The sequence below is a fragment of the Kocuria sp. JC486 genome (assembly GCF_011602805.1).
Lineage (GTDB): Bacteria > Actinomycetota > Actinomycetes > Actinomycetales > Micrococcaceae > Kocuria > Kocuria soli.
Map to the genome: position 1 here is coordinate 71,509 of NZ_JAAOZS010000012.1, position 8,306 is coordinate 79,814.

Consider the following 8,306-nt stretch of genomic DNA (forward strand, 5'->3'; position numbering starts at 1 on the left):
CTCTGCTCGGGCTCGGCGCAGTGGGCGCCGCGCGGGAGTTCACACGCTCTGAGCATCCTACTCGTCCGCCCGTGGGGCCCGGATGTGGGGCGGGATCGCGGGCAGCTTCCAGCCCCCGCACAGGTTGGCCGGTGAGCATGGTGGTGTTCCCGTCTGATCGTGCCGACGGCCTTCACGGGCCGAGATGCCCACACATGGATTGACTCAAGGTGCACAAGGTCTTCTGGTCCCACCGCATCGTGGTGACGTCACTGGCGGTGTCCGCGCTGCTCGTCGCCGGCATCGCACTCTCGGGGTGGTACGTCGGCTCCCGGGGGGCCGCGAACTCGGGTGGCTCGCCCACGGTCTCGGGCTCCACCTGGGTGGGGCCGCAAGGGTTGGTTCACACCCAGAACTCCGACGTCGACAGCTTGCGCGACGAAGGATGGACCCTGCCACTGGTCGGCCTCACCGGTTACCGGACCGAGGAACTTCGACAGACGACGGTGGCCGGGCAGCCCGCCGTCGTCGTGAACGTCGAATACCGCGGGAACCGCAGCATCGAGGTGGTCGAGCAACGGGGAGAGGTGGACACCGAGCACCCCGTGGACGGATTCACGGGTCTGCCCGCGACTGCCATGGGGATGGAACCCACCACGGTGGCCGGGAACGTGGTGTGGGTCTACGAGGGCTCCCCGTGGCGGGCCATGATCGTCCACGACGACGTCACCTACACTCTCGTCTCCGACGACGCCCCCGCCCGCATGGCCGCCGTGGTCCAGCAGGTCGAAGCCGGACACCGAGCGATCCTGGAACGCCCAGAGGAACTGGACCGGGGGACCGTTGACACGATTCTGGTCGGGTGGCGCCGGATCCTGGGGCTGCAGTGACCACCGGAGCGACCACCGGAGCTTCCACCGACCGACATCGACTCGAAGCGGACTCGGTCGGCACCCTGCCGACGTCCAGGTGGCTCCACGTCCGACTGCTAATCTCTTAGCCGTGTTCGGTATCAGTGGAGCGGAAGCCATCGTCCTGATCGTCGTGGCGCTGCTCGTCATCGGCCCCGAGCGTCTTCCGGAATACGCGCAGAAGCTCAAGGACCTGGTCAAGTCCGTGCGTCGTTATGCCAGCGGAGCCAAGGACGACCTGCGCGAGACCCTGGGACCCGAGGTCACGGACGTGGACTGGCGGAAGCTGGACCCGCGTCAGTACGACCCCCGGACCATCGTGCGCGACGCCCTGGCCGAGGTGGACCAGGAAGACGCAGCCGAACGACGTCGTAGGGAACGCGAGGAGCGCGAGGCCGCCCGGGAGGCACGCAAGGCCGAACGCGAAGCGGAACGTGAGAACGCCCCGGCCGCCGGGGGATCCACAGCGGCCACCGAGACCTCGACCCTGGTACGGATCACACCGGGCCAGCGAGCGCCCTTCGACACCGAGGCCACCTGAGTCGCCGGAACCGGTGATTCAGCGGGGGGTGACCCCCAGCGACTTGCCCACCAGTCCACGCGGACCGTCGATCGCGTCGGCGACCTCGGTCAACGCCATCGCCGCCGGGGACTCGGGGTGGGACCAGACCACCGGAACGCCGTCGTCGCCGGCCTCACGCAGGGTGACGTCCAGTGGGACGGAACCGAGCACACCCACCGGGTAACCCATCCGTTCGGTCAGGGAACTGGCGATCTTCTCTCCGCCGCCAGAGCCGAAAACCTCCAGCTGCGAGCCGTCGGGCATGACCATGGCGGCCATGTTCTCGACCACCCCGGCCACCGTCTGATCCGTCATGGCGGCAAGGGACCCCGCGCGCTCAGCGATTCCGGTCGCGGCCTGCTGCGGTGTGGAGACCACCAGGACCTTGGAATGCGGCAGTTTCTGGGCCACGGAGATGGCGACATCGCCTGTCCCCGGAGGCAGATCGAGCAGCAGATGGTCCAGGTCCCCGAAGTGGACGTCGGCCAGGAACTGTTCGATGGCCCGGTCCAGCAACGGGCCGCGCCAGACCACGGGGGTTGCGGGGTCGGTGAACATGCCGATCGAGATGACTTTGACCGTCCCCGGGGTGCCGGAGTCCTTGCGCGCGGCCTCCGGGACCTCCACCACGGCGGGCAGAATCATGTCGCCCACCTGGGTGGGGCCGCGGTGGATCCCGAACAGGCCCGGGATGGAGAAGCCGTGAATGTCAGCGTCCACCACGCCCACGGAACGACCCTTGGCGGCCAGGGCGGCGGCCACGTTGGCCGTCACGGAGGACTTGCCCACTCCGCCCTTCCCGGAAGACACCGCGTGCACCTTGGTCAGTGAGTTGGGGTCGGCGAACGGGATGGTACGCGTGTGGCCCAGCAGCTGCTTGAGTTCCTCCCGCTGCTCGGGCGTCATCACGTCCAGTTCCACGACCACGCGGTTGACCTCGTCCACGGCCTCCAGGGCTGTCTGGAGGTCGGACTCGATCGTGGACCGCAGCGGGCAACCGGAGATCGTCAGCAGGACCTCCACGACGGCGGTGCCGTCCGGTTCCAGGGCGGCTCGCCGGACCATGCCCAAGTCGAGCAGGGGCCGTTTCAGCTCGGGGTCCTCGACGGTGTTCAGAGCGTCCCGCAGTCGCGGATCGACCTCGGGTTCCGGAAGGGCTGGACGGGGGACTTCAGAACTCACGAGGGTCCTCTGTGCTTTCCGGGGGTTCGGTGTCCGCGGGGGTGCTCTCGGTCGGAATCCGCTCCACGGGAATGTTCTGAGGCGGAAGAACGACGGGAATGAGGCCCGTGGGTGCTGCCTTCGAGTCCCGGGAATCCCCTGCCCCCGATTTCTTCTTTTTCTTCTTCTTGCCTCCGGTGGCCGCGGAGGACGGGTTCTTCTGGGTGGAGGGGGTGGCCGAGTCGCCGTCGTCCTCCTGGCGGTCCTCCAACAGCTCCTGCAAGAGGTCGCGCATCTCCGCACGCACGAAGTCGCGGGTCGCGACGTCGCGGACCGCCATGCGCAAGGAGGCGATCTCCCGGATGAGGTACTCGGTGTCCGCCAGGTTCTCCTCCTGGCGTTTGCGGTCCTGCTCGGCGATCACGCGGTCGCGGTCGTCCTGCCGGTTCTGCGCCAACAGCAGCAGGGGAGCCGCGTAGGAGGCCTGCAGGGAGAGCATCAGGGTCAACAGGGTGAAGTTCAGAGCCCGGGGGTCGAACTGCATCGATTCCGGCATGACCGTGTTCCACCCCAGCCACACGGCCACGAACACGGTCATCCACATGAGGAACTGGGGCGTACCCATGAAGCGGGCGAAACCCTCGGTCATCTGACCGAAGGAGTCCGGGTTGGGCCGAAGCCGGTCCCAGGCGCCGTTGCGCAACCCGGAGGGGGTGTCCAGGCCGACGGGGCGACGATCAGGGTTGGTGCGGGTCTCACTCATAGCGTCGTCCCACCTTCCGCACAGGAGTTCCGTCGTCCCAGGTCCGCCAGTCGTCCGGCAGGAGGTCGTCCAGGATGTCGTCGATCGTGACCGCGCCGACCAGGCGTCGGTTCTCGTTGACCACGGGGATGATCGTCAAGTCGTAGGTCGCCAGTTCCTTGGCGACGTCAGAGACCGGGGACATGTCGCGGACGGGTTCGATCGAGGTGTCCAGCATGGTTCCCAGGGCCTCGGGTGGTGGGACTCTCAGGAGTTGTTGCATGTGGACCATGCCGAGGTAGCGGCCGGTGGGGGTTTCCAGCGGGGGTCGGCACACGAAGACCGCGGCGGCCACGGTGGGGGAGACCTCCTCCTGCCGGATCGCAGCGAGGGCGTCGGCCACGGTGGTCTCCGGGGACAGGATGATGGGCACCGGGGTCATCATGGACCCGGCCGTGCCCTCGTCGTACTCCAGGAGTCGACGCACGTCCTCGGCCTCTTCTGGCTGCATGAGCTGCAAGAGGTCCTCCGCCTGTGTGTCGGGCAGTTCGTTGAGCACGTCGGCGGCGTCGTCGGGTTCCATCTCCTCCAGAACGTCGGCGGCGCGCTCGACGTGGAGGTTGGTCAGGATGAAGACCTGGTCCTCCTCCGGAAGCTCCTGGAGCACGTCGGCCAGTCGGTCGTCCCTCAGCTCGCCGGCGATCTCGAGCATGCGCTTGGGGGAGAGGTCGTGCAGCTCTTCGGCGAGGTCGGCGGGCTGGTCCTCCTCGTGGGCGTGGACCCACTGGGTGGCGGCCTGCGGTCCCACGGAAGCCAGATCCCGGGCTTCTTCCCATGCGACCACCAAGGTTTCGCCGGAACGACGTCGCATGAGGCCACCGGCTGCGCCCGAACGGCGGACGTAGAGCTCCGTGAGTTGCCAGTCACCGGAGCGTGCCTGTTCCATGGCGACGTCGAGGATCTCCGCGGTCCCGGAGCCGTCGAGGAGTGCAACCTGCTGGTCGAACATCTCACCGATCACCAGCGTCTCCGAGCCGCGTTGTTCGAAGCGACGCAGATTGACCAGACCCGTGCACACGATGCGTTTGGAATCCATGCTGGTCACGCGGGTCATCGGCACGAACACCCGCTTCTTGCCGAGGACTTCCACGACCATGCCCACCACGATGGGTCGTTTGACCGAGCTGGTTCTGCGCCCACCCGGGGCGCGGCGGAGGACCACGAAATCGCGCAGTCGCCCCACCCGATCGCCCAGCGGATCGAAGACGTCCAGGCCGATCAGCCGTCCGATGAAGATCTTTTCCAGGGAGCTGCTCACCGCACCAGCCTAATGGCCGTGAGCGGTTAAGCCCGTCGCGATGTCCGCGCGTAGCACTGGTCATGTGTAGGCCGAGGGGTCAATCATGGACGCATGAGTCTCTTCGGACAACGCCCATCGTCCATGACCCCGTCGGGGCCGCCTGAAGGTGAAACCATCGGCAGCTTCGAGCGGTACGCGGATGCCCAGACCGTCGTGGATCACCTGTCGGACCAACAGTTCGACGTCCAGCACGTCTCGATCGTCGGCCGGGACCTGACTTCCGTGGAACGGGTCACGGGACGTCTGACGTACCCGCGGGTGGCCTTGGCCTCGGCCTTGCAGGGGGCCATGTTCGGCCTGTTCTTCGGTGTGATTCTCGCGATGTTCGGGGGCAGTGGCTGGGGAGCCTCGGTGCTGCTGACCGTCCTCATGGGTGCTGCCTTCTGGGTGATCCTGGGAGTGGCGGGCTTTGCAGCACAACGCGGCCGCCGCGACTTCACCTCCGTGTCCACGGTTGCGGCATCGCGGTACGAGGTGGTGGTCAAGTCAGACCTGGCCGGCCAGGCGCGTGGCCTGGTCGCCGGACTGGACGTGCCCGGACTGCGCGGTGCCGGTCAGGGGGCCCGGAACGCGCCGGGCCGTGCCCCGGTTCCTGGACCGGCGCCCGCCAACGGCGCCGAGGCGCCGTCGACGGGCGGGGAAACCAGAACGGACACGGATGCGGTCCACCCGTCGGGGCGTGTGCCGTCCTCCGAGGAGGACCTGCCGGACGGTCGGCCCCGCTACGGAGTCCGGGTGGATCCGCAAGAACCTGCGGCGCCGCAGTCGGCTCCCCAGAACACTCCGAGCGACCAGGCCTACGGGGAGCCGACGCGGGAATTGTGAGGCAGCCGACCGGTCCTGGGCCAGGTTCGAGTCCGGTGCCGGTGCGGCCTGGGTCAGCCCTGCGTGAGACCCGCCATCCAGGCCTCGACCTCGTCCGGGTCCCTGGGCAGTGCGGCGGACAGGTTCTCGTTGCCGTCCTCGGTGATCAGGACGTCGTCCTCGATCCTGACACCGATGCCCCGGTACTCGGCCGGGACGGCCAAGTCCTCGTCTTTGAAGTACAGGCCGGGCTCGATCGTGAACACCATGCCGGGTTCGATCACCGCGTCCTGGTACATCTCCCGCCGCGCCTGCGCGCAGTCGTGGACGTCCAGCCCCAGGTGGTGGCTGGTGCCGTGCGGCATCCAGCGACGGTGGTGCTGACCCTCGACGGACAGTGACACCTCGGCGGACACGGGCAGCAGTCCCCATTCCTCGAGGCGCGTGGCAAGGACCTCCATGGCGGCGTCGTGGACGTCACGGAACCGATTGCCCGGTACGGCCACCTCGAAGGCCCTGTCGGCGGCGTCCAGCACGGCCTGGTAGATCTTCCGCTGCACAGGGGAGTAGATGCCGTTGACGGGGAGGGTGCGGGTGATGTCCGCCGTGTACAGGGACTCGGCCTCGACCCCGGCGTCCACCAGGATCAGGTCCCCCTCCGTGACCACACCGGTGTTGCGGATCCAGTGCAGCACGGTGGCGTTGTTGCCGGAAGCGGCGATGGTGTCGTACCCCAGGTCGTTGCCCTCGGAACGGGCTCGGGCGAAGAACGCGCCTTCGACCACGCGCTCGCCGCGCGGTCGGCCCGTCGCGGCACCCAGGGAACGGACCACGTCCTCGAAACCGCGGATGGTCATGGCCACGGACTCCCGCAGCTGGCCGACCTCGTGCTCGTCCTTGACCAGCCGCAGCTCGGAGAGTGCCTCCACCAACGCGCTGTCCTCCCGGTCGGCCGCCTCCAGATCCAGGTCTGCGTCGAGGCGACTGGAATCCACCAGCTGATCCACCCGCGCGTCGTGGGTCTTGAGCGCCCGTACCCGGACCCCACCCTGCGCGGGGTCACCGACGTTCTTGGTCAAGGCGGGTTCGAGCTGGGACAGGTCGGCGGTGCGGAGCCCGTAGGCGGAGGAGATCTCACGCAGGGTGGGGCGGTCTCCGACCCAGAACTGCCCGTTGCGTGAGTCCGCGTAGAACTCCTGGGTGTCCCGCCCGGCCATGGGGTGGAAGTAGAGCGTCGCGGTGTGGCTCGAGCCGTCGTCGCCCTGACCGTCGTCCGTGGGTTCCAGGACCAGCACGGCGCTCGGTTCGTGGTCCACCCCCAGACCGGTGAGGTGGGCGAAGGCCGAATGGGGCCGGAACCGGTAGTCCGTGTCGTTGGAGCGCACCTTGGGCGCCCCCGCGGGAACCACGATCCGCTCACCGGGGAAGCTCTCAGAGACCCGACGACGACGCCGCGCCGCGTGATCGGCCACCGCCTCCCGGGGAAGCTCCGCGTCCTGCGGTTCCGCCCACTGTGAGGCCATGAACTGCTGGAAGGCCTTGGACTGCGGGGAGCGCGTGCGGTTCTCGCCGCGGTCCGCGAAGGACTGATCGGTGGCGTTCTCCTCGGTTTCGCCCGATGGTGCCGTCGGCCGGGCGTTTTCGGAGGTCTGCTCAGCGGCGTTCTCAGAGGTGTTCTCGGAGGTGCTCGTCATGTCGCTCCATTCCGGGCCCCGTCCGGGCCCGTTGCAGATTCGGTGTCTCGGTCCATGGTGTCACTGTTGACCTCACCACCCGGACGGCACGGTGGCGATCGTCAGCACCGAGGAGCGAGGGCACGTGCCAGGATTGAGGGCATGCAGATCGACCTCCACACTCATTCCACCGCTTCCGACGGCACGCAACCGCCGGCCGACGTCATCCGGTGCGCGGCGGAGGCCGGCCTAGACGTCGTGGCGCTGACCGACCACGACACGACGGTGGGGTGGCCGGAGGCAGCGGAGGCCGCTGAACGGCACGGCATCGCTCTGGTCCGTGGCACGGAGGTGTCTTGCCAGACCGAGACCGGGATCTCCGTGCACCTGCTGTCCTACCTCCAGGACCCCGACCACGAGGGGCTCAACGAGGTCATGGAACGGGCCCGGACCTCACGGCTCACCCGGGCCCGGCGGATGACCGAACTCATCGGTCAGGACCATCCGATCACGTGGGAGATGGTCCAGGAGCACGTGGCGGACGGTGCGACCGTGGGGCGTCCGCACCTTGCCGACACCCTGGTGACGGCCGGTGTGGTGGCCGACCGGACGGAGGCCTTCGACACGATCCTGCACCCCCGCTCCGGCTACTACGTGCGCCACTACGCGCCCGACCCCGTGACGGCGGTCCGGTTGGTCCGCGCGGCCGGAGGCGTGCCGGTGATGGCGCATCCCATGGCGGCCGTTCGCGGGCGGGTGGTCGGGACGGAGGTCCTCGAGGCCATGATCGACGCGGGCCTGGCGGGGCTTGAGATCGCCCACCGGGACAACTCGGAGGCCGGCCGCGCACAGCTGTCCGAGCTCGCGGCACAGCACGACCTGATCGTCACCGGCTCCTCCGACTACCACGGAGCGGGCAAACCGAACCAACTCGGCGAAAACCTCACCTCGATCCATTCGCTGCGTCGGATCGAGTCCGAGGCGGGGGGAGCCACCCCCGTGCTCCGGTAGTCACGAACGGAAAGGGCCGGGGCCGCCCGGGCCCGCGCCCCCGGCCGCCGCCCCCCCCCCGGCCGGCGGGGCTGTGCCCCCCGCCGCCCGTCGGGTGGGGGGG

8 protein-coding genes are annotated in these 8,306 nt (G+C 68.6%); 4 read left to right on the top strand and 4 right to left on the bottom strand.

The genetic code is table 11. The features are described from left to right. The first annotated feature begins 209 nt into the window (after window positions 1-209). Both GWK18_RS07980 and GWK18_RS07985 read left to right on the top strand, forming a co-directional pair. Window positions 210-869, top strand: coding sequence for a hypothetical protein (locus tag GWK18_RS07980; RefSeq protein ID WP_123825516.1), 660 nt, complete (start codon window positions 210-212; stop codon window positions 867-869). A 112-nt stretch (window positions 870-981) separates the two neighbouring features. Beyond that, window positions 982-1,431 carry a twin-arginine translocase TatA/TatE family subunit gene (locus tag GWK18_RS07985; RefSeq protein WP_123825515.1) on the top strand — a complete coding sequence of 150 codons (450 nt, stop codon included), beginning with the start codon at window positions 982-984 and terminating at the stop codon, window positions 1,429-1,431. An 18-nt stretch (window positions 1,432-1,449) separates the two neighbouring features. Here the strand turns inward: GWK18_RS07985 and GWK18_RS07990 are convergent, their stop codons facing one another. From GWK18_RS07990 to GWK18_RS08000, 3 genes are read right to left on the bottom strand one after another with little or no spacing between them, the layout of a single operon-like run. Continuing rightward, window positions 1,450-2,634 (bottom strand): P-loop NTPase, encoded by a 1,185-nt coding sequence (locus GWK18_RS07990; RefSeq protein ID WP_348535890.1) that lies wholly within the window; start codon window positions 2,632-2,634, stop codon window positions 1,450-1,452. Then, the gene (locus tag GWK18_RS07995) at window positions 2,624-3,376 is read right to left on the bottom strand and encodes a DUF1003 domain-containing protein (RefSeq protein WP_166834428.1); all 753 of its coding nucleotides are present in this window, start codon (window positions 3,374-3,376) and stop codon (window positions 2,624-2,626) included. The genes GWK18_RS07990 and GWK18_RS07995 overlap by 11 nt, the downstream gene beginning before the upstream one ends. Beyond that, window positions 3,369-4,673 carry a CBS domain-containing protein gene (locus tag GWK18_RS08000; protein WP_123825513.1) on the bottom strand — a complete coding sequence of 435 codons (1,305 nt, stop codon included), beginning with the start codon at window positions 4,671-4,673 and terminating at the stop codon, window positions 3,369-3,371. Before GWK18_RS08000 ends, GWK18_RS07995 begins: the two co-directional genes overlap by 8 nt. A gap of 93 nt (window positions 4,674-4,766) precedes the next feature. Between GWK18_RS08000 and GWK18_RS08005 the strand changes: the two genes are divergently transcribed. Further along, window positions 4,767-5,540, top strand: a complete 774-nt coding sequence (locus GWK18_RS08005; protein ID WP_166834430.1) for a general stress protein — start codon at window positions 4,767-4,769, stop codon at window positions 5,538-5,540. A 53-nt stretch (window positions 5,541-5,593) separates the two neighbouring features. On the opposite strand, the gene GWK18_RS08010 is transcribed toward GWK18_RS08005, so the two are convergent. After that, window positions 5,594-7,213, bottom strand: coding sequence for an aminopeptidase P family protein (locus GWK18_RS08010; protein WP_123825511.1), 1,620 nt, complete (start codon window positions 7,211-7,213; stop codon window positions 5,594-5,596). Window positions 7,214-7,354: 141 nt separating this feature from the next. On the opposite strand from GWK18_RS08010, the gene GWK18_RS08015 reads away from it, so the two are divergent. After that, window positions 7,355-8,203, top strand: a complete 849-nt coding sequence (locus GWK18_RS08015; protein WP_166834432.1) for a PHP domain-containing protein — start codon at window positions 7,355-7,357, stop codon at window positions 8,201-8,203. Window positions 8,204-8,306 lie beyond the last annotated feature (103 nt).